The organism is Pelomonas sp. SE-A7, from assembly GCF_030345705.1.
Taxonomy (GTDB): domain Bacteria; phylum Pseudomonadota; class Gammaproteobacteria; order Burkholderiales; family Burkholderiaceae_C; genus JAUASW01.
In genome coordinates, this window is record NZ_JAUASW010000002.1 from 575,488 (window position 1) to 597,774 (window position 22,287).

The 22,287-nt window shown below is 64.9% G+C and carries 14 protein-coding genes; all 14 read right to left on the reverse strand.

The window, feature by feature from the left end; all coding sequences use genetic code 11:
- Positions 1–48: 48 nt before the first annotated feature.
- Positions 49–657: an energy transducer TonB gene (locus tag QT382_RS16685; RefSeq protein ID WP_289255212.1), complete on the reverse strand. Its 609-nt coding sequence runs from the start codon at positions 655–657 to the stop codon at positions 49–51.
- A complete protein-coding gene (locus QT382_RS16690) occupies positions 654–5,057 on the reverse strand; it encodes a pilus assembly protein (RefSeq protein WP_289255213.1) in 4,404 nt (1,467 codons plus the stop codon). Before QT382_RS16690 ends, QT382_RS16685 begins: the two co-directional genes overlap by 4 nt.
- Positions 5,058–5,173: 116 nt before the next feature.
- Positions 5,174–5,803, reverse strand: coding sequence for a pilus assembly PilX family protein (locus QT382_RS16695; protein WP_289255214.1), 630 nt, complete (start codon positions 5,801–5,803; stop codon positions 5,174–5,176).
- A gap of 68 nt (positions 5,804–5,871) precedes the next feature.
- Complete coding sequence (locus QT382_RS16700; protein ID WP_289255215.1) at positions 5,872–7,038, reverse strand: PilW family protein; 1,167 nt, start codon at positions 7,036–7,038, stop codon at positions 5,872–5,874.
- Complete coding sequence (locus tag QT382_RS16705; RefSeq protein WP_289255216.1) at positions 7,035–7,466, reverse strand: type IV pilus modification PilV family protein; 432 nt, start codon at positions 7,464–7,466, stop codon at positions 7,035–7,037. The genes QT382_RS16700 and QT382_RS16705 overlap by 4 nt, the downstream gene beginning before the upstream one ends.
- A gap of 5 nt (positions 7,467–7,471) precedes the next feature.
- Positions 7,472–8,083, reverse strand: coding sequence for a GspH/FimT family pseudopilin (locus tag QT382_RS16710; RefSeq protein WP_289255217.1), 612 nt, complete (start codon positions 8,081–8,083; stop codon positions 7,472–7,474).
- Positions 8,077–8,508 carry a type IV pilin protein gene (locus tag QT382_RS16715; protein ID WP_289255218.1) on the reverse strand — a complete coding sequence of 144 codons (432 nt, stop codon included), beginning with the start codon at positions 8,506–8,508 and terminating at the stop codon, positions 8,077–8,079. Before QT382_RS16715 ends, QT382_RS16710 begins: the two co-directional genes overlap by 7 nt.
- A gap of 335 nt (positions 8,509–8,843) precedes the next feature.
- Positions 8,844–10,319: a glutamate synthase subunit beta gene (locus QT382_RS16720; RefSeq protein WP_289255219.1), complete on the reverse strand. Its 1,476-nt coding sequence runs from the start codon at positions 10,317–10,319 to the stop codon at positions 8,844–8,846.
- A 25-nt stretch (positions 10,320–10,344) separates the two neighbouring features.
- Positions 10,345–15,108, reverse strand: coding sequence for a glutamate synthase-related protein (locus QT382_RS16725; protein ID WP_502929909.1), 4,764 nt, complete (start codon positions 15,106–15,108; stop codon positions 10,345–10,347).
- A gap of 146 nt (positions 15,109–15,254) precedes the next feature.
- The gene (locus tag QT382_RS16730; RefSeq protein WP_289255220.1) at positions 15,255–15,965 is read right to left on the reverse strand and encodes a transposase; all 711 of its coding nucleotides are present in this window, start codon (positions 15,963–15,965) and stop codon (positions 15,255–15,257) included.
- Between the two features lie 112 nt (positions 15,966–16,077).
- Positions 16,078–17,211 carry a deoxyguanosinetriphosphate triphosphohydrolase gene (locus tag QT382_RS16735; RefSeq protein ID WP_289255221.1) on the reverse strand — a complete coding sequence of 378 codons (1,134 nt, stop codon included), beginning with the start codon at positions 17,209–17,211 and terminating at the stop codon, positions 16,078–16,080.
- 16 nt (positions 17,212–17,227) lie between these two features.
- On the reverse strand, positions 17,228–18,328 hold the full coding sequence (gene aroB, locus QT382_RS16740; RefSeq protein ID WP_289255222.1) for a 3-dehydroquinate synthase: 1,101 nt from the start codon (positions 18,326–18,328) through the stop codon (positions 17,228–17,230).
- Between the two features lie 31 nt (positions 18,329–18,359).
- Positions 18,360–18,923: a shikimate kinase gene (locus QT382_RS16745; protein WP_289255486.1), complete on the reverse strand. Its 564-nt coding sequence runs from the start codon at positions 18,921–18,923 to the stop codon at positions 18,360–18,362.
- On the reverse strand, positions 18,920–22,279 hold the full coding sequence (locus QT382_RS16750; protein WP_289255223.1) for a hypothetical protein: 3,360 nt from the start codon (positions 22,277–22,279) through the stop codon (positions 18,920–18,922). Before QT382_RS16750 ends, QT382_RS16745 begins: the two co-directional genes overlap by 4 nt.
- Between the last annotated feature and the right edge of the window lie 8 nt (positions 22,280–22,287).

Here is a 22,287-nt window from a genome sequence, read left to right on the forward strand (position 1 = left end):
GAAGGCGCCATCATAGGGGAAACACCTGATATGCGCCGCCGACCCCTGTCACAAGCCTGACCCACCTTTTCTGACACGACCTTCGGCATCGAAGGCGACCTGGATGCGGATCCGCGATTTCACCGGCTTCCCATCCAACTGGCCGGGGCTGAAACGCGAGCCCAGGAAGGCCTCGCGCGCCTGCTGCTGAAGCAGGTCGGGCAGGCCGTCCCCCTCGAAACGAACCTTGCGGACCAGACCGGCTTCATCGATGAACAGCGTCGCAACTTCGCTGTAATGTCCAGCGAGCACGCCCTCGGCCGGCCAGACCAAAGGCACCTCGACCACCAAGGCGGGCGCCACACTGAGTTCGCGGCGTGCAAGGTAGTCCTGCTCCTCAAATCGTTCGAAAACCGGCTTTCCAAACACGGCCGCACTGCGAGCCGCCGGCTGCGCCTTGGGTTCGGGACCGGCCTCGACCTCGCCTGGCACCGCCTGGACAGGCGGCTCCGTCGCGGCCTTCGCGTCGGCCGCCAGCAAGCGCACATTGACGGCACCATGCACGGCCGGCTCGGCGGGCTGGGCCCGCCATCCCGGCAGAGCCAGCAGCAGGTGGCCTCCCACCGCCAGCGCTACGCAGAACAGCAGCGGGGTGGCCCGCCCCGCTGCTCCGCTCAATCGATCAGCTCGCGCCACGAACTGCGCCGGGCCTTGCTGTTGGTCGTCGCTGACGGGGGTACGGTCAACGGATCCGGAGAGGAGGCATCGGTCTTGGTGACCACCGTCACGCCGGTGCCGTCGGCCAGCTGCACGGTACTGAGGCCGGCCACCATGGAGCTCAGTGTCTTGGCGCTGCCACGTCCACTGATCACGTTGAGCTGATAGATATACGAGGTGCCGTCCTGTGCCTTGTCGCAGTCGGTTGCCGTATTGCCCGGAATATTGCCGGCCGCCGTCAGCATGTTGAAGGCCAGCTGCATGTCCACGTTGATGCGCTCTCGCGTGGATGGCAGGTCCAGATACCAGCCGTTCTTGCTGCTCCAGTCCACCGGATTGGTGTCCTTGACCTTGCGCAACGTCGCGTCCGGATCAACGATTTCCTGCTGCACCAGCTGACCATCCTTGCGCAGGTCACCCAGGCTGACCGAGCCCAGGGCGTCCTTCACCGCATAGATGCTCTGGACATCGGCGTTGGTCACATCGGTCTTGCCCAGGTACCGGCCCGTACCGAAATAGACGACGGCATGCTTGCCGCCATTGGCCTCGATCTCGGCAATCTGCGGCGCCGTCGTGATCGGCTGAGGGATTTCATTCTTGATGGCCTGGCCCAGCTTGAAGGCGCTGTTCTTGGGCTCGAGCAGACCATCGACGTCGAAGCGCCAGATGTTGCCGTACAGGTCGCCGGCGTAGTAGCGCAGGGCCGTGTTGTCGGTGTCGGCATCGACCCAGGCATTGAGCTTGCCGAGGCCGCTCGGATTGGCCGCCGTCCCCACGCCGGTGCTGATGTCCTTCAGCTTCTCGCCGGTCGCAGCGTCAACGACGAACAGGTGACCTGTGCCATCGGCATTGTTGTAGCCCGACGTGAAAGCCACGACCCACTTGCCGCTCTTGAGCTTGGTGATGATGGGGTTGCCATAGCTCAGGCCTTGATTGGCATCGGTGAACTCCCACAGAGCGACCGGGCTGGCCGGATTCGTCACGTCAATCGCGTAGTAGCCCGATCCACCTGAATTCAGACCACCGACCAGGATGGTCTTCCAGGCGCCGCCCACATAGATATCACCGACGACCGGCGTGGCATCAACGGTGTAAAGGTGCTTGGACTCATAGAAGGAATCGCCGAGTCGATACACCTTGTCCATCACCAGGCGGGGCATGTAGGCCCAACGCTCATTGCCGTTGGTCGCATCAAAGGCATGCAGCATGCCGTCGTTCGCTCCAACGTACAGCGTGACCGCCCGGCTGGCATTGGAAGACTTGAAGGTGGCGTAGCTGTTCTCGGTGTAGGAGAAGCCGGGCTTGCCCACATAGACCGGAGACGAGTTGACGATATCGCCGAGGATCTTGTTGCGCACGCGGTACTGCGTCTGAGCCTGGCCGCGCAGGAAGCTCACCATGTTGGCGCCGGAATTGAGACTGCTCAGGAGCGCCGCGCCGGCGCCGGTGCACTGGGTGAGCGACGGTGACTTTGAGCAGGCATTGTCGAAGTAGCCATTCATGGCATCGGCCGTCAGATTGGCATAGGTGAACTCGCGCAAGGTGCCCGTGTTGCCGGTGGCCCCCTTGAAGTAGTAGATCTTCCGCTCGTAGGCAGCCGTCAGCTGCGTGCTTGCCGACCAGGTCGAAATGTCATTGCCAGCAGCGTCCGTGGTCGGCACGGCGCCGGTCTTGACGTTCATCGAATAGGCCTTCAGGTCGCCGGTCCACTCGGAGGACATGAACTGGGCGATGAAGACGCCGTTGTCGCCTTCCACAGGCTGCAGCGTGCTGGTCGCAGCTGCCGACGAGGCTCCAAGCACGGCCTTGATGGAGTTCAGCGCTGCCGACAGGCTGGCGGCCAGCGTGGTCGGATCGGTTGCACTGAAGTAGCGCCCCCGCCCGTTGACGGCGGCGTGCCAGAGGTCGTCGATGTTGGCGATCGCATCGCTGGACGGCGTCGGCCAGTTCTTGTTGCCGCCCTTGATTTCCTTGTAGTCGCCGGTCTCGGCCGTGTCGTAGTCCGCCTTGTAGGTCAGCAGGCCATTCACGCCCAGGCCCAGCGTGTAAGTGCTCATGTGCTGCCAGGTGGCCGTGTCCTCACCGAGCGACTTGACATTGTTCTCGCAGATCGAGGTGCCCAGGGCGCCAGTGCAATTGCCAAGTGCGCTGTCGCGCAGGTCGCTCTTGTAGTAGTACATGGCCACGTCCGCCAGCGAGTCCGTGCTGCCGCCGCTGTTGACGACCGTGCTCGACTCCGTGACCGCGCCGTTGGTCGAGGTCGGATAGCTGTCGGTATTGGTCGTCGCGCCATTGGTCGTCGTCGGGCCGGTACTGCCGGTCTGCGTCGGACCCGTGGTGGCGGTCGAACCCGAACCGGCGGTGTCCGTGTCCGCCGGTGCAGCCGTGGTGCTGCAGGATCCGTAGGTCGGGTAGCCGGCGGTGGTCGCCGGCGTGCTGTTGCTCGAGCTGTTGCTGACGCTGGAAGATGAGGTGCTCGCGGTCGCGCCGTCGACGACGGTCGGCCCGCTGACCACCGAGCCGACCGTCACGGTGGAACTGCCTGAGGACGTGGTGTCGGATTGCAGCACGCCGTCAAGGTAGACAAGCACCTGCGTCATCGGCGTGGTTCGCGTCAGGTTGTAGACGGTGGTCGAGGTACCAGGCGTTGTCGTCGACACCGTCGTGTCGGTCGTCTTTGTCGCCGTGTTCGTGTAGGTCTGGCGAACCGTAATCAGCTGCCCCTGTCCAACCGTGGCGCAGCTATGACTGGACGGCGCCACCGAACCCGTCAGGCTGCTGGGGCTGCTCGGGCGGCTTGGCAGCACATAAGTGAAGGTGGTGGAGTTGACAACGGTGATCGTGAAGGTGCCGTTGTAGGCCGAAATGTTGGTACTCATGGTGACGCTGTCGCCCGTCGAGTAGCCATGGTTGCCTGAGGTTTCAACAGTGATCGTGCACGATCCACCGCCGCTGCCGCATCGATTCACGTCGCTGATGGTGCGGGTGTACAGCTTGCTGTAGGACAAGGTCGTATGGGGCGTCGTCGTCGTCTCGATCTTGCGCGTCGTCGTGGAGCCCACGGTGGTCCGCGCCGTCGAAGCGCTGCGCGTCCCCGTTTCGGTCTTGGTCCAGGTCTTGGTCGTCGTCGTGCGGTCCACGCCACCGTCGTAGTACGGCCGCGTTACGCCCGAGCCGTCTTGCTGGCCAATGGCTGAGCTGCCGTCCAGCTTGTAGCCGGCATTGCCGTTCCAGTAGCCGTCGGTCGACAGGATGGTGAAGTTCTTCTGGCAGGAATACTGCACCGGGTCATAGGTCTGGCCGGAGATCTTCTTCGCGTAGTACAGACCCGCCTGAGACAGGGCGGCCCGCAGCGGCGTGCTGTTGTTCGGGTTGGCGCCATTCACCCGGGAATAGAAGGTGGTCTTCTGGTCGCTGTCGAAGTCCTTGACGTCGAGGATGCCCCCGGTGTTTCCGTTGATCGTCATGAAGCCGATCCGGTACTTGTCGTCCAGCGGTGAGAAGGCCCGGGTCAGGCTGGTCTTCATCATCCGCATGCGGGTGCTGTAGTAGTAGTACCAGTTCGCGTAGTTCTGAGCATCGCTAGACGAGGGCAGAACCAGGTTGGCCGTGAACACCGACTTGCCAGGGTCCGACCCCAGCGATGAGGAGCATTCGTTGTAGAACGTATTGGCGGTGACGCCACTGCTCGTGTAGACGTAGCCCAGCTTGGTCTGGCTGCCGCTGTAGCTGTAGTAGACGTTGTCGATTGGCGAACCCATGCCAACGTAGACGCTGTCGATGTTGTTCGAACCGACCGACATCTTGATGTCGACCTTCAAGGTCTTGGTGCCCGAGTTCCAGCTGGTGACCTTGCCGATCATGTAGGCATTGCTGCTGTAGTACCGACGCCCCCCGCTCGTGTAGCTACCGAACAAGCTGACCACCATCCCCGTGACGTAGGACTGGGTGCTGCTCACCACCACCGTCACCTCGCCACTGCTGACGACGGCATAGGTCGTGGTCCCCGTGGCGGCATTTCGATTGATGGTGTTGTAGACGTCGCCAGTGGTCAGGAAGCTGGCCGAGTCGACGTAGGTCCCGGACAGGAAGTCCTTGCTGGCAGCGCTGCCGTCGGTTCCGGAGGCCGTCAGCGGCAGCACGTAGGTCTTGCTAGGGTCGAAACCCAGGCCATTGCACTGAGCCGCGCGGCGGCCATAGACCGATGTGTAGTCCGAACTGCCGAACTTGGCATCGTCCGGCATGAAGTCCCAGGCCATACTGCCGGAGTCGTCCAGCACGAAAAGCACATTGGGCTTGACCACCGTCGTACTCGTGGTGAACAGCGGCGCCGTCGCAATGTCGGTCGTCCCGGCATGCACTTGGCCAACTGCAGGCCAGAGCAAGCTCAGGGCCAGCGCCGAGATTCGGCGGGAAAGTTTGGGAAACTTGGATTCGGTCATGACAGCCTCACGAATCAGGGCTCGCTACGCCGGGATCAGAAATGGACGAGAGTTTCGGTGTACGAGACCGTGCCGCGGACACCTTCTACCCGCGTGATGATGCGGAAATAGGTGCCGGGGCTCAGGTCGGTGAACCGGATGTTGGAGCCGTAGCCCAACGACCCGCGCTGGGTCGTGGTGCCCGTAGTGGACAGCACCACCGGCTTCACGCAATCGTTGGTCGAGTCGGGCAGACCTTCATTGGCACAAAGTCGGGTGATGAAATAGCGGATCTTGTTGTTGCCCAGGTCGGGCGCATGGGCGGGGGAACTGCAGATCTCGATCGCGCGACCATTCAGGCCCGGCACCTGACAGCCGTTGTCCAGCCAGTCGATCAACACGGCCTTGCTGCCGGCATTGGCATCGGCCCGCGGGCCGACCGGCTCCAGCGCCGTCATGGCCACGGCGGAATAGCCCATGGCCGCTTGAGGCTTGCTCAAGGATTCCGTGGTCGAGCCCTGGATCCAATTGATGGCCGTTTCCGTTCCCAGCGACGAGGCCGCCAGTGCATCCTGCTTGAAGCCCAGATTGCCGAGAACCATCAGCCCGGTATCCACTGAGCGCAGCAGCGCCACCGCACCCAAGGTCAGCACCACGAGGCCCATCAGCGCGAACAGCAGCGACACGCCTTGCTGGGCGCGGCGGGCCTGGACAGCCAGGCGTTGATACATCGGGGTCCTAGTCATAGTGAGCCTCACAGGGACGCCGGCACCGAAGGCGCGGATGCCGCCGGCGAGAAGTCGGCACGCCAAAGCTGGTTGCGCAGTGGCACCAGCAACTCGAACACCTTGTATCGGTAGTGACGCCAGTCTTCGGTCACGTCGGCCTTGAGCGCTACACACTTGCTGGTACCGCAGGTGGTGCTGCCACTCACGGTGGCGAAGGTACCCACGTCCCAACTCGGCGCAGCAGCGGTCACCTCGTCTTTCTCGAACTGGCCGCTGCGGGCCAGCAGGGCAATGCGGACCGCCCTCACCTGCAGCCAGCCTGCGGTCGAGTTCGGCGTGGTGGTGTCGAAGGTGTCCACGACATCATCAGCATTGGTGTCCTTGCCGTAGAACGCCTTCAAGTTGACGATGTTGGGCTGCAGGTCCTGCGTCGTGGTCGTTTGGCTGCGCAGCAATCGTGTGGTCTGGCGCAGCTTGTAGTCGTCAGTGCGCGAGATCGTCACATCGTTGAGCAGGCCGAGGTTGACGACGAAGGCGCCCTCGGCAGCCGCTCGGTCGGGGAAGCCGATCGGATTCCAGGCACCACCAGTCTGGCGCGCCACCTCCTTCAGGCCGGGGTCGGCAGAAATCTGGAACACCTGGCAATCCCGCTGCGCTGCCGCCGGCACCGTGTCCTGGTAGACCAGGACCAACAGGTCGTTCAGCGTCATGCCCAACGACGAGGTCAATGCCAGACGGCGAGCCTTGTCGCCGACCACGTCGGTAGGGTCGTAATAGGGGGCCGTCAGCTTCGCAGGGACGGCGAAACTGGTCTTGGAGCTGGACAGCATGCGAATCGTGTCCGGCGCTCCGTTTGCGCCAGCCGTGATCAGCACGGGCGCCAAGGTGGGGGGCAAATCGGCCGGCGCCGCACCGTTGAATCGGGCACTCAGGTTGCAACCCAGCGCCGCGCCTTCCACGGTCAGGCCATAGCCTGCCATCTTGAGCTGCCGCTCCAGCGAGTAGATCGCGAGGCCGCCGCTGACCTGGGCGTCCGAACCCGATGTCGAACTGCGCCGCTGGCCCTCGGCCAGTCCCAGGATCTTGGCGATCATCAGCGTCGCCAGCAGGCCGACCAGCACGCCGACCATCAGTTCCACCAGCGTGAAGCCGGCCTGTCGGACGGAAGGGCTCTTGAAGATTGGTCGCTTCATTGCTGCCACACCATGGTCGAGCTGTACTGGTTGCGTGTTTCCTGGCCTTGCTGCCAGGAAATCTTGACCTCGATCGAGCGCGCGGCCTCATTGGTGGTCAAGGTCACCTGGGCACTGGGCAGAGCCGCAGTCACCTTGGTCTTCCAATCCGCACAGCGTGGATAGCCGGCACAGTTGGCCGTGCTGTACTGGCCCAGCATGGTCGCGTGATCGGTCTGCACCAGGCCGAAGAGGTCCGAGGCCAGGTTGGCCGCATCGGCCCGGATCTTGCCGGTGGTCTGGGCGCGGGTCATGGCGGCCTGCAGGCCGACCAGGCCCAACACGCCGAAGGCGAAGATCAGGATGGCAATCAGAGCCTCGATCAACGCGACGCCGCGCTGGCGCCGGGACGGGCTGCTGGCCTGGAAGCGCTGGATCTGCTTCATCATGGACCTCACAAGGCCGGGCAGGCGCGCGGGTCGTCGGACGCCGCACCCCGATCGCACATCCGGATGGCGCCGCCACTTTCGACGACCACGCGCAGGCGACGGCCACCACCCGCACTGGCCTCGACATCGACCGTCTGGATGCTCTTGTTGCCGGTGACCGGCTGGACCTGACCCAGGCCATTGAACATGACCCGATCAGCGGCCGCACCGGCCGAGTCCAACGCACTGACGCTGAGATTGGACGCGTTCTCCTGCGCTGCGGAGCGCTGCACCAGTTGCGGTGCCGCAGTCAGGGAAGCCTCCTGGCCGCATTTGCCGGCAGGATCTGCCACGCTGACCACCCAGGCGGGCGAGGTCGACGAAAGCACACAGTTGTCGGTAGGCACCTTGGAGCTATCGCTCACCAGCCACAGGCCAACGGTGGAGTTGCGGCGCAGCGCCTCCATGCGGGCCAGTTCCAGGCCGTTCTTGACACCTTCGGCCGCGTTGCGGACCCGCAGCCCACGCAACCAGTCGGCGGCCTGAGGCAAGGCCACAGCCAGCATCACGCCCAAGATCACCAGCACCACGGCTGTCTCGACGAGGGTGAAGCCGCGAACGGCCTGGCGGCTCAGCATTCGTCCCCCTTGACCAGCCAACAGGCCTTGGCCGAGGCTGCGCCCTTGAAGGTCGTGGTGGCCTGCACGTTCTGGTCGGTCAGCGTGTAGACATGGTCGTTCGCAGCCTTGATCGAGCCCTTGGCCGTCAGCTTGTAGCCCTGGCCCAGGTTGGTCAGCTCACATTCGTAGGTCCAGTACTTGGAAGCCGGCGTATCCGTCAGCGTCACCGTTCCCTCAGAACAGTTGTTGGTACCGAACTTTCGGTTGTCCTGGTAGTACTGTTCCAGCTTGATGCGCAGCGTCGCCAGGCGCGAGCTGCCTTCCGGCAGGCGGCTGCGGCGCACGTAGTCGGTATAGGCCGGCATGGCCACGGCAGCCAGGATGCCGATGATGGCCACCACAATCAGCAGCTCGACCATGGTGAAGCCGGTACTCCGGTTCATCGAACCGGCACTCCGGACAGCCAAGCGACGCTGGACCGGGGAGATATTGAACTGAAGAGCTTGCATGACCAACCCTTGTCGAATCGTGATGCCGGGATTCTGTCCGGTGGCAGGGAAAACAGAAGGCACTGATTCCCGAACTCTCATGCAACGGTATTCTGGGCGCATGATCCCCCAAAAGCTGTGCAATATTGCTCTTGCCAAGTCCGCGTTCCGATGGGCGCGACGCTACAAGCGATGAGTGGTCGGGCCAGGTAAGTACTTGATACCAAGCCCCGCAATGCAGAAGGCCGCCCCTCGGGGCGGCCTTCAGTTTCTGGGGCAGGAGGACCGGCTCAGCGCGGCAGCCGGCTATCGCCCATCAGGAACTCATCCACCGCCCGCGCTGCCTGCCGGCCTTCGCGGATCGCCCAGACCACCAGGCTCTGGCCGCGGCGCATGTCGCCGGCGGCAAACACCTTGGGCACATTGGTGGCGTAGCCGCCGCTGAAATCGGTCGTGGCCTTGGCATTGCCGCGGGCATCCTTGTCCACGCCGAAGGCCTCGAGTACGGTGGCGACCGGCGCCACGAAGCCCATGGCCAGGAAGACCAGGTCGGCCTTGAGCACCTGCTCGCTGCCGGGCACCTCGACCATCTTGCCGCCCTGCCACTGCACCCGCACCGTCTTGACGCCGGTCAGCTTGCCCTTCTCACCCAGGAATTCCTTGGTGGCGATGGCGAATTCGCGCTCGCAGCCTTCCTCGTGGCTGGACGAGGTGCGCAGCTTGATAGGCCAGTAGGGCCAGGTCAGCGGCCGGTCCTCGACCTCGGGCGGCTGCGGCATCAGCTCGAACTGCACCACGCTCTTGGCGCCGTGGCGGTTGCTGGTGCCGACACAGTCGCTGCCGGTGTCGCCGCCACCGATGACGATGACGTTCTTGCCGTCGGCGCGGATCTGGCCCTTGAGCTTGTCGCCCGCATTGACCTTGTTCTGCTGCGGCAGGAACTCCATCGCGAAATGGATGCCGGCCAGGTCGCGGCCCGGCACCGGCAGGTCGCGCGAAGCCTCGGCGCCGCCGCTCAGCAGCACGGCATCGAACTGGCTCTTCAGGTCCTCGGCCGACACGGTCTCCTTGGCCCAGTTCGTGACCTTGGAGCCCTCGCCCAGGCTGGCCACCAGCACGCCGGTGCGGAACACCACGCCCTCGGCCTGCATCTGCTCGACGCGGCGGTCGATGTGCGACTTCTCCATCTTGAAGTCGGGGATGCCGTAGCGAAGCAGGCCACCGACACGGTCGTTCTTTTCGAACACCGTCACCTCGTGGCCGGCGCGGGCCAGCTGCTGGGCGGCGGCCAGGCCGGCCGGGCCGGCTCCCACGACGGCAACCTTCTTGCCGGTCTTGACTTTGGCCGGCAGCGGCTTGACCCAGCCCTCGGCCCAGGCGCGGTCGATGATGGCGTGCTCGATGGACTTGATGCCCACCGCATCGTCATTGACGTTCAGCGTGCAGGCCGCCTCGCAGGGCGCGGGGCAGATGCGGCCGGTGAATTCGGGGAAGTTGTTGGTCGAGTGCAGGACCGCGATGGCACTCTTCCAGTCCTCCGGACGGCCCTTGTAAACCAAGTCGTTGAAGTCCGGAATGATGTTGTTGACCGGGCAGCCGTTGTTGCAGAACGGCGTGCCGCAGTCCATGCAGCGGGCACCCTGCTGCTTGGCCTGGTCGGTGTTCAGGCCGATCACGAACTCCTTGTAGGTCTTGACCCGCTGGACCACGGGTTCATAGCCCTCCTCGAGGCGCTCGTATTCCATGAAGCCGGTGACTTTTCCCATGATGGCTACTTCCTAGTGTTGGGCTTCAGGCCTTGACGGCGGGCTTGGTGGTGCTGGCCTTGACCACCTCGATGGTCTGCGCCGTCTGCTTGGCTGCATGGATCTCGCCGAGTGCCCGGCGGTACTCGTGCGGGAACACCTTGACGAACTTGGCACGCGACTCGGCCCAGTGGTCCAGGATGTCGCGGGCACGCTGGCTGCCGGTCCAGCGGTGGTGGTCCTCGATCAGCTTCTTCAGGATGGCCTCGTCGGTCTGGGCTTCGGCACCGGCCAGGTGATGCCAGATCGCCTTGTCGACGCCGGCCTCTTGCTCATGGGCCGGCAGCACCTTCTCCAGGGCGACCTGGGCGGTGTTGCAGCGCTTGGCGAAGTGGCCGTCCTCGTCATAGACATAGGCGATGCCGCCGCTCATGCCGGCGGCAAAGTTGCGGCCGGTCTTGCCCAGCACGACCGCGGTACCGCCGGTCATGTATTCGCAGCCATGGTCGCCCGTGCCCTCGACCACCGCCGAGGCGCCGGACAGGCGCACGGCAAAGCGCTCGCCGGCCACGCCACGGAAGAAGGCCTCGCCGCGGGTCGCTCCGTACAGCACCGTGTTGCCGACGATGATGTTCTTGGTTGCATCGCCGCGGAAATCGATGCTCGGCCGCACGACCACGCGACCGCCCGACAGGCCCTTGCCGGTGTAGTCGTTGGCATCGCCTATCAGGTACAGGGTGATGCCCTGCGCCAGGAAGGCGCCAAAGCTCTGGCCGCCCGTGCCTTCCATCTGGATGAAGATGGTGTGGTCCGGCAGGCCCTCGGGCCGGTGGCGAATCAGCTCGCCCGACAGCATGGCGCCCACGGTGCGGCGCACATTGCTGACCTCCTGCATGAACTGCACCTTCTCGCCCTTGTCGAAGGCGGGCTGGCACTTCTCGATCAGCTTGACGTCCAACGCGCGGTCCAGGCCGTGGTCCTGGCGGTCGTTGTGCAGGCGGGACACCTCGGCCGGCACGCTGGGGCGATGGAATACGCGAGCAAAGTCCAGGCCCTTGGCCTTCCAGTGGCTGATGCCCTTGCGGGTGTCCAGCAGGTCGGAGCGGCCGATCAGCTCGTCGAACTTGCGGATGCCCAGCTGCGCCATGATCTGGCGCGCTTCCTCGGCGACGAAGAAGAAGTAGTTGACGACATGCTCGGGCTTGCCGGAGAACTTGGCGCGCAGCACCGGGTCCTGCGTGGCCACGCCCACCGGGCAGGTGTTCAGGTGGCATTTGCGCATCATGATGCAGCCCTCGGCCACTAGCGGCGCGGTGGCGAAGCCGAACTCGTCGGCACCCAGCAGCGCACCGATGACCACGTCGCGGCCGGTCTTCATCTGGCCGTCGGCCTGCACCCGCACACGGCCGCGCAAGCGGTTCAGCACCAGGGTCTGCTGCGCCTCGGCCAGGCCCAGTTCCCAGGGCGTGCCGGCATGCTTGATCGAGCTCCAGGGCGAAGCACCGGTGCCGCCATCATGGCCGGCGATGACGATGTGGTCGGCCTTGGCCTTGGCCACGCCGGCCGCAATCGTGCCGACGCCGACTTCCGACACCAGCTTGACCGAGATGTCGGCCTTGTCGTTGACGTTCTTCAGGTCGTGGATCAGCTGGGCAAGGTCCTCGATGGAATAGATGTCGTGGTGCGGCGGCGGCGAGATCAGGCCGACACCCGGCACCGAGTAGCGCAGCATGCCGATGTACTCGGACACCTTGCCGCCCGGCAGCTGGCCGCCCTCGCCCGGCTTGGCGCCCTGGGCCATCTTGATCTGGATCTGGTCGGCGCTGACCAGGTACTCGGTGGTCACGCCGAAGCGGCCCGAGGCGACCTGCTTGATCTTGGAGCGCAGCGAGTCGCCTTCCTTCAGCTCGTAGTCGACCGCGATGACCTTGTTGCCGATCACGTCCGAGACCTTGGTGCCGGCCGTGATCTTGATGCCCTTGAGCTCGTTGCGATAGCGGGCCGGGTCCTCGCCGCCTTCGCCGGTGTTGCTCTTGCCGCCTATGCGGTTCATGGCCACGGCCAGCGTGGCATGGGCTTCGGTGGAGATCGAGCCCAGCGACATGGCGCCGGTAGCGAAGCGCCTGACGATGTCGGCAGCCGATTCGACCTCCTCGACCGGGATCGCCTTCGTCGGATCGAACTTGAACTCGAACAGGCCACGCAGCGTCATGTGGCGCTTGCTCTGGTCGTTGATGATCTGGGCGTATTCCTTGTAGGTGTCGAACTTGCCCGAGCGCGCGCTGTGCTGCAGCTTGGCAATCGCGTCCGGCGTCCACATGTGCTCTTCGCCGCGCGTGCGCCAGGCGTACTCGCCGCCGGCTTCCAGCATGTTCTCGAGCACCGGGTCGTCGCCGAAGGCCGCGGTGTGAAGGCGGATCGCCTCTTCGGCGACCTCGAACACGCCGATGCCGCCGACCTGGGTCGGCGTGCCGCGGAAGTACTTCTCGACGAAGTCTGCCTTCAGGCCAATCGCCTCGAAGATCTGGGCACCGCAGTAGGACATGTAGGTCGAGATGCCCATCTTGGACATGATCTTGGACAGGCCCTTGCCCACGGCCTTGATGTAGTTGTAGATCGCCTTCTCGGACGAGAGATTGCCCGGCAGCTCGGCCGTCATGCTCTGCAGCGTCTCCAGCGCCAGGTACGGGTGCACCGCCTCGGCGCCAAAGCCCGCCAGCACGGCGAAGTGGTGGACCTCGCGGGCCGTGCCGGTCTCGACCACCAGGCCAGCGGTCGTGCGCAGGCCCTCGCGAACCAGGTGATGGTGGATGGCCGACAGCGCCAGCAGGGCCGGGATCACCACGCGCTCGGCGCTGAGGTGGCGGTCCGTGATGATCAGGATGTTGTGGCCGGTCTTGATCGCGTCCACGGCCGAGGCGCACAGAGAGGCCAGCTGAGCCTCGACGCCGGCACGGCCCCATTCACGCGGATAGCTGATGTCCAGCTCGAAGGGCTTGAACTTGCCGTGCGTGTGCGACTCGATGGAGCGCAGGCGGGCCATGTCCTCGAAGTCGAGCACCGGCTGCGAAACCTCAAGCCGCATAGGCGGGTTGACCGCATTGATGTCCAGCAGGTTGGGCTTGGGGCCGATGAAGTTGTTCAGCGACATCACGATGGCCTCGCGGATCGGGTCGATCGGCGGGTTGGTGACCTGGGCGAACAGCTGCTTGAAGTAGTTGTAGAGCGGCTTGTCCTTGCTCGACAGCACGGCCAGGGGCGAGTCGTTGCCCATGGAGCCAATGCCCTCTTCGCCATTGGCGGCCATGGGCGCCAGCAGGAACTTGACGTCTTCCTGGGTGAAGCCGAAGGCCTGCTGGCGGTCCAGCAGCGAGGCCGGGAATTCGGCCGGCGCCGCCGCCTCGACCGGGATGTCGTCCAGCTTGACACGGACGTTCTCGATCCACTGGCGGTAGGGACGCGCGTTGGCGTACTGGTTCTTGAGCTCCTCGTCGTCGACGATGCGGCCCTGTTCCAGGTCGATCAGGAACATCTTGCCCGGCTGCAGGCGCCATTTCTTGACGATCTTGCTCTCGGGGATGGGCAGCACGCCGCTCTCGGAGGCCAGCACGACCAGGTCGTCGTCGGTGATGCAGTAGCGGGCCGGGCGCAGGCCATTGCGGTCCAGCGCGGCGCAGACCTGGCGGCCGTCGGTGAAGGCCATGGCGGCCGGGCCGTCCCAGGGTTCCATCATGGCCGCGTGGTACTCGTAGAAGGCACGGCGGCGCTCGTCCATCAGCTCATGGTTCTCCCAGGCTTCCGGGATCATCATCATGGCCGCATGGGCCAGCGGATAGCCGGCCATGGTCAGCAGCTCGATGGCGTTGTCGAAGGTGGCCGTGTCGCTCTGGTGCTCGAAGCTGATCGGGTACAGCTTCTTCAGGTCCTCGCCCAGCACCGGCGACTTCATCACGCCTTCACGGGCACGCATCCAGTTGAAGTTGCCCTTGACCGTGTTGATCTCGCCGTTGTGGGCGACCATGCGGTAGGGGTGGGCCAGCGGCCATTCGGGGAAGGTGTTGGTCGAGAAGCGCTGGTGCACCAGAGCGATGGCCGAGGTGACTCGGGTATCGCCCAGGTCCTTGTAGTAGGCGCCGACCTGGTCGGCCAGCAGCAGGCCCTTGTAGATCACGGTGCGGCAGCTCATGCTCGGCACGTAGTACTCGCGGCTGTGGGTCAGCTTTAGCGCCTGGATGGCGCTGCTCGCGGTCTTGCGGATCACGTAGAGCTTTCGCTCCAGGGCATCGGGCACGATGATGTCCGGGCCGCGGCCGATGAAGATCTGCCGGATGATGGGTTCCTTCTCCCGCACCGTCGGCGACATTGGCAGCTCGGCATCCACCGGCACGTCGCGCCAACCCAGCAAGACCTGGCCCTCGGCCTTCACGGCACGCTCCAGCTCCTGGACGCAGGCCAGCCGGGAAGCATGTTCCTTGGGCAGGAAGATCATGCCGACGCCGTATTCGCCGGGGGGCGGCAATTCGACGCCCTGCTTGGCCATCTCCTCGCGGTAGTACTCGTCCGGGATCTGGATCAGGATGCCGGCGCCGTCGCCCATCAGCTTGTCGGCCCCGACCGCGCCGCGGTGGTCCAGGTTCTCCAGGATCTTGAGACCCTGCTGGACGATGGAATGCGCCTTCTGGCCCTTGATGTGGGCGACGAAGCCGAGGCCGCAGGCGTCCTTTTCATTGGTCGGGCGGTACAGGCCCCGGGCGGTCAAATCCTCGATCTCGGCTTGAACCTGTGCGGCCTGGCTGATCTTGCTGTTCACGGCGCTCTCCAACTACTGACTACTGACGCGAAGAAAGGAGCCGCGAGATTACTGCGCTGCAGCATTACATACAAGAACGAACAATAGGGGTCAGACTCCTTTTACTGCGATGAGTCAGATTGCAACTGCGTTAATTGGGGACACAGTCATTCGACGGCCGCTGGCAGTGCGCGGCGACCAGCCGGTCTTCCCCGCTTGCGCGGTTGAACCGGCCGGTCGGTCTCATCGGCCAGTCCCTTCAGGAAAGCGGCCGAGCCCAGCGGCCAGCCCTTGTGGGCTGCCTCGGTCAGAGCCTTCCATTCCGAGGCCGCACAGCCCTGTTCCAGCCACTGCCTCCAGGCCATCTCGCGCTCGAACGGCGTATTGCCCATCGCCCAGAACAGCGCGTGGTCGTAGACCAGGGGGTCACGCCTCAGCCCCAGATGGTGGGCGGCGCTGGACCAGAGATAGTCGGCCGGCTGTCCGCCGAGCTGAGCCCGCTGCGGATTCAGCTCCAGGTAGCGCATGCACGCCAGCAGGTAAGTGCTGGCTTCGATAGGTGCGGCTCGGAAGCGGCCGTCCCACAAGGTCCCGCTGCGGCCATGCCGCTTGTTGAAGGCCGCCACATAGCGGCGACCCAGGGCCTGCATCATGCGGCTGAGACCGTCCCCGGTTTCCGGCGTGGCCAGCAGGTGCAGGTGGTTGTCCATCAGCACATAGGCATGGACCTGCACCTTGTAGGTCGCCGCGCATTCGCGCAGGTCGTCTAGCAGGCGCTGGCGGTCCTGGTCGTCGGCCACGATGGGCTGGCGATTCAGGCCGCGCTGGATCAGGTGATGGGGCAGTCCTGGGACGGCAAGTCGAGCAAGTCGGGCCATGGAAGGGGCAGACAGATTGAACCTGTCCCCATTATTGCGCCTCAGCCCGGCCGCTCGTATGGCGTCCGGGCCTTCGTCAGCCACAGGCTCCTACCGGAGCCTGTGCACGGACTCAGACCTGGATCAGTTGCTGCCCGGTCAGGCGCTGGTGTTCCTTGATCGCATAGCGGTCGGTCATGCCCGCGATGTAGTCGGCCACGGCACGCGGCTTGTCGGGAGCGGCCGAGAACTCCTCGGGCATCTGGGCCGGGTCCGTCATGTAGAGCGAGAACAGGTCGCGCAAGACCTGCTCCGCCCGGGTCCGGGTCTGAGCGACCTGGGGATGGCGGTAGAGGTTGGCGAACAGGAATCGCTTGAGCTCGGTACTGGCGGAGCGCATTTCTTTGCTGAAGCGAAGCAGCGGAGCATCGGCGGTGCGGACGGCTTCGACGTCGGCCGGGGCCGCTTCCTCCAGCCGGGTGCGGCTTGCGTCAATGATGTCGTAGACCTGGTTGGACAGCATGCGCCTGATGGTCTCGGCCAGCAGGCGTTTGCCGACCAGTTGGGGATACTCGGCCAGGGCCTCGCGCAGGTAGCGCTGCACCAGCGGCACGGCTTCCAGTTGCTCCAGCGTGACCAGGCCCGAGCGCACGCCGTCGTCGATGTCGTGGGCGTTGTAGGCCACCTCGTCGGCCAGATTGCAGAGCTGGGCCTCGAGGCTGGGCTGGCCGCCATTCAGGAACCGAGCTGCTATGCCGTCGGGCTCCACGGCTTCTATGGCTTGCGCGTTGCGGCGCGAGCAATGCTTGAGGATGCCCTCGCGCGATTCGAAGCTGAGATTGAGCCCATCGAAGGCTGGATAGCGCTGCTCCAGCAGGTCCACCACGCGCAGGCTCTGCAGGTTGTGCTCGAAGCCGCCGTAGTCCTTCATGCAGTCGTCGAGCACGTCCTGGCCCGCATGGCCGAAGGGCGTGTGGCCCAGGTCGTGGGCCAGGGCGATGGTCTCGATCAGGTCTTCGTCCAGGCCCAGGCTGCGGGCGATGGAGCGGCCCAGCTGGGCCACTTCCAGCGAATGGGTCAGCCGGGTGCGGAACAGGTCGCCCTCGTGGTTGAGGAAGACCTGGGTCTTGTAGACCAGGCGACGAAAGGCCGTGCTGTGGACGATGCGGTCGCGGTCGCGCTGGAATTCGCTGCGCGTTGGCGCCGGAGGCTCGGGGAAGCGGCGGCCTCGGCTGCGGTTCGGGTGGCAGGCGTAGGCGGCGCGCATCTTGGGGTGTCCCGGGTCAGGCGGCCGTGCAGTGTTCGAGCACCTCGGCCACCAGGGCTTCGGGCGCGCTTCGCATCACGGCCTTGCCCAGGGCCTCGATCAGCACGAAGCGGATCTCGCCGCCCTCGGCCTTCTTGTCGACCCGCATCAGCTCCAGATAGCGTTCAGTGCCCAGTCGCGGACCTATCGTGGGCAGCCCCGCCCTCTGGATGACGCGGCGCATGCGGCTCGCAAATTCGGCCGGCATCAGGCCAAGCCGTACCGACAACTCGCTGGCCATCACCATGCCGCAGCCAACGCCCTCGCCGTGCAGCCATTCGCCATAGCCCAGGCCGGTCTCAATGGCATGGCCGAAGGTGTGGCCGAAATTGAGGATGGCGCGCAGGCCGCTCTCGCGCTCGTCCTGGCCCACGACCCAGGCCTTGATCTCGCAGCTGCGCTTCACGGCATGGGCCAGTGCGGTCTTGTCACGCGCCATCAGGGCATCAAGATTGGCCTCGATCCAGTCCAGGAAGGCGGCATCGGCGATGGGGCCGTACTTGATCACCTCGGCCAGGCCGGCGGACAGCTCGCGCTGCGGCAGGGTGTCCAGCGTGTCCAGGTCGGCCAGCACCCGCACAGGCTGGTAGAAGGCTCCGACCATGTTCTTGCCCAGCGGATGATTGATGGCCGTCTTGCCGCCCACCGAGGAATCGACCTGCGAAAGCAAGGTGGTGGGCACCTGGACGAAGGGCACTCCGCGCATGTAGACCGCCGCGGCGAAGCCGGTCATGTCGCCGATCACACCGCCGCCCAGGGCGACCAGTACCGTCTTGCGGTCGCAGGCCGTGGCCAGCAGCTGGTCGATGATGGCGTTGAGAGAGGTCCAGTCCTTGTGCTCTTCGCCGTCCGGAAGGACCACGGTCTCGATACGCTGGAAGTGCGACGCCAGTTGCGCCCTCACCCGCTCCAAGTAGAGCGGTGCCACCGTTTCGTTGCTGACAATCAGTGCCGCGGCCGCCTTGGGCAGGCCCTGCCAGCTGGCGGCTTGATCGAGCAGTCCGGGGGCGATCAGGATGTCGTAGCTGCGCTCGGCCAGCGCGATGGGCACGGTGATCAGGGACAGCTGGGAACTCATGCCCGGAGTGTACGGGCCGCTACTGCATGCCTTAGACGTCTCGCTCGGCACCGACCGAGGCCTTGACACGCGTGGGGCTGACCAGGCCGGCGAGTTCCAACTGCATCAGCACCATGTTGACCAGGCCGTGGACCGAGGGTCGGCCCGTTTCCAGCACATAGTGGGCGGTGCGCCGATACAGCGGGTCGCGCTGGCCGAACAGTTCGCGCAGCTTGCCCATCGGATCCTTCACCTGCAGCAAAGGCCGGGTCGTGTCATGGCGAAGCCGGCGGAACAGCTCTTCCGGCGTGGAGCGCAGATAGATCACCGTGGCCTGTTCGTGCAGGCATTGGCGGTTTTCTTCGCGCAGCACAGCGCCACCACCGGTGGCCAGCACCATCTCCTGCTCATGACTCAGCAGCGTGGCGATGACTTCGCTCTCGATCAGCCGGAAAGCCTCTTCGCCCTCCCGGGCAAAGAACTCCTTGATCGAACAGCCGATCCGCTTCTCGATTTCGGCGTCCGAATCGACAAAAGGCACGTCGAGTTGACGTGCCAGTTGTTTGCCGACGGTGGACTTGCCACCGCCGGGCATGCCTACGAGAGCCAGTCTCAGGGGCACGAGGCCTTTTTGACGACGTTCAGCGTCACGGTCGTGGTCAGACCACCCGGCGACTTGAACGCGATCGCCACCAGCCCTTCACTAGCCGTATCGAAGGCATAGCTGACCGTTGCCCTGGAGGCATCCAGCGTGCTGGCGACCGGGCTGCCTCCAATCACCGAGCTCGCAAAACCTTGGGTCGGCGTCGACGACGAAATCACCGTCCCTGCCGCCATAGGATTGAGTCGATAGGCATTGGCGTCGGCCGCCAGAATCTGGAAGCTTCCCGTCTTGGCAGTGGTGCAAACCACGTCGAGACTGTCCACCACGCTGAAGGTCGTCTTCGGCCTGGCCGGGTCGCCATCGGTCGCAAGACTGATGGTCGGCCCGTTCTTGGCAATGGTTGCAGATGCATCAGTAGGCCAGAGTGGCCGCGCTTCAGAGGTCGACAGCACCGTCTCGATAGCACGCCGCACATAGACCTGGCCGGCACCGCTCCAGACCCCGTCGCACGTGCCTGCCACGGAAGGCGTGAAGGCGCTCAGCAACATGGTCGCGGGAGGTGCGACGCAGGCATTCTTGTTGTTGATGGTCAGGCTGATGAACTCGTTGCCGGTCGGGTCGTTGTTGTAGTACCTATCCTTGAAGATATTGCCCAGGTCCTGGAACGGTTCGCCCAGGTCGTAGACGTTGTTGCCGTTGAGGTCGATGAAGGATTCTTCACCCAGCGCGTAGGCGATCACCGTGATACGACCATCGTCAGGCTTGGGCTGCGAGGTCACGAAGTTGGCCGTGAGACGGGCGATGCCATTGACCTGCTGGATCTGCTTGACTGCCTCGATCTGGCCGCCTTCGGTCACGAAGTTCACCGAGGTGCCCGCCGGCACCGGGTTGCCGCTGCGGTCGGAGGCGATGATCTGATAGGTGTTGGGCGTGCCGTCGATGCCATAGCCCTCGATGTTCTTGGTGCCCTGCGACAGCGAGAAGTTGGCCTGCGAGGGCAAGCCGACTGCCACACTGAGATTGCTGGACACCGTAGCGATGGCCGGCGACGAGCCCTGGAGCTTGGCGTGGATACGCACAGGCGTCGGCTGGGTGCCCGAGTTGACGCGGGCCGACACCCGACCCAGGGCGTTGGAAGTTTGCGTGAACGGATTGGCCGAAGGCGGTTCGACGGCCTCGACGCCATGCCCCTCCATGATCACGCCACCAGCACCGGTCTGCAGCCGCATCTCGACCACGCGGTTGGGCAGGGGGTTTCCTGCAGCGTCACGAACCTCGAAGGTCACCAGCGATGACTCCGTGAAGCCGGATCCTTTCAGATAGATGGCTTCGGGCAGCGCCTGGACAAAGGCCAGGCTGGCCGCGGCCGGCGCATCGATCGGCAGGGTCAGCGACCTGGTCGCCGCCGTGCCGTCAATCACCGCCTGGATCTGGTCCGAGGCCTGGACCGCACCGCAGCCGTTGTCGCGGAACTGGATGGTGACGGTATTGCTGGTGGCCGACAGCGTCGACGGCGACAGGCTGGCCTTGCCCTGAGCGGTACACGAGGAGCTGAGCGTCAGCTTGACTGGCGAGGTCACGCTCGCCCCGGACAGGCCCAGCGTCAGCGTGGTCTGACCGTAGGCCGAGAGAGGGCTGAGCAGCGGCGTCAGGCTGTTGATGGATACATCGGTCGCCTGGACCTGGAAGCCCTTGGTTGCCTGCAGATTGGTGCCTGCATAGGTCGCCGTTGCATTGATCTCGTCGGCACCAGCCGACGAGGTGCTGGTGGGCGACATCACAACGATGGCGTCGCCATTGGCGTCGGTCAGTGCAGTTGCAACATTGGTCTTGGCCAGGCTACGGATGACCGTGAAGGTCACGACCTGACCGGCCACCACGGCGCCACGGCTGTCCGTTAGATGGGCGGTCACGGTGGCGGGCACGGCCGCGCTGATGGAGGCCGAGCTGAGCGTCAGCTGCAGCACCGGAATGCCTGAGGAACCGCTGGTCGCCAATTGCAGGGCCGCTTGCGCCAGCACGGCGACGCCACCCACGGTGACGCGGGCCTCGACCACGTCACCCCCGCTGGCACCTACACGCGGACTGATGACGACCGAGCCTGCACCGGTGCCGTCGGTCTTGGCCGTCGAAGCATCAAAGCTGACGAGGCCGTACTGGGATGAGAAGCTGACCACTGCGTCCTTGACGATGGCGCCGGTCGGATCCTTCACGACGGCAACGGCCGTCGCAGGCTGCGTGCTCGAAATCAGGGAATTGCTGAGCGTCAGCGTGACCGATGGCTTCTCGCCGACGATCTGCACACCGAGTTCGGTCAGGAGGTCCTTGCCGGACACCGACGCGCTGGCCTGCACCACGTCGGCCGAGGTGGTCGCGCCGTCCTTGGGCAGCATCGTGGTCGATGCGACACCCGAGGCATTGGTCAGAGCGCTTGTGTTGCCGAAGCTGACACCCCCGGTCTTGGAGACGAAGCTGACCAAACGGCCGGCCACCGGCTTGGCTTGAGCATCGCGGACCGTTGCCTGCAGTGCCACCGCGCCCGTGGAGGTCTTGAGCGTGGTCGTGGTGGCGCCCAACGTCAGGGTGGGCGCCGCCCCCTCGACGGTGAAACCACGCTGGCCGCTGACCTGCACGCTGCTCACCGTGGCCGATGCCAGCAGTTCGTCGGCCCCGGTCAGGCCTGAACTGCCGGCAGAAACCGTCAGCGTTGCCACGCCACTGGCATTGGTCAGGACGGAGCTGCTGGACAGCTGCGCCAGGTTGCCGCGGGCCGTCGCCAGGTTGACCACCACGTTGGGCAAGCCGACGCCGGCGGCCGAACGAACCGTCACCGTGGCGGTACTCGGGAGCAAGGCAGTCACCGAGGTCGAGGACATCGCCACATCGAGCACAGGCCCTGCATTGCCGCCGGGCGTCGGATCCACGACGTCGATCGTGGCCGTCCGGGTGATGGACCCGCTGGTGGCCGTGACCGTAATGGTCCGCTTGGACTGGTCCGAGCCAATGCTGATCGAGGCCGTCATTGAACCGGTCGTATCGGTCTTGGTGCCGCTGGGCGTCGCGATCGCGTTGCTGTTGACGCTGATGGTCACAGGAACATCGGCCACCGTGTTGCGCTTCGAATCCAGCGCAGATACCGTGACGACCGACTTGACCGAGCCGTCGGTCGGCAGGCTGGCCGTGCTCAGCACCAGGGCCAGGTCCGTGGCGGTCGCGCCGGTCCCGCCAGTACCACCGCCACCACCCCCACCCAGCACCGGCGTGCCCGCCGATCCTCCGCCTCCGCCGCAGGCAGTCATCAATACGGTCAGCAGCAGCAGCGCCATGCGCGCAAACCAGCCTCGACCCAGTGCAGCGACCATCTTCATCTCATATC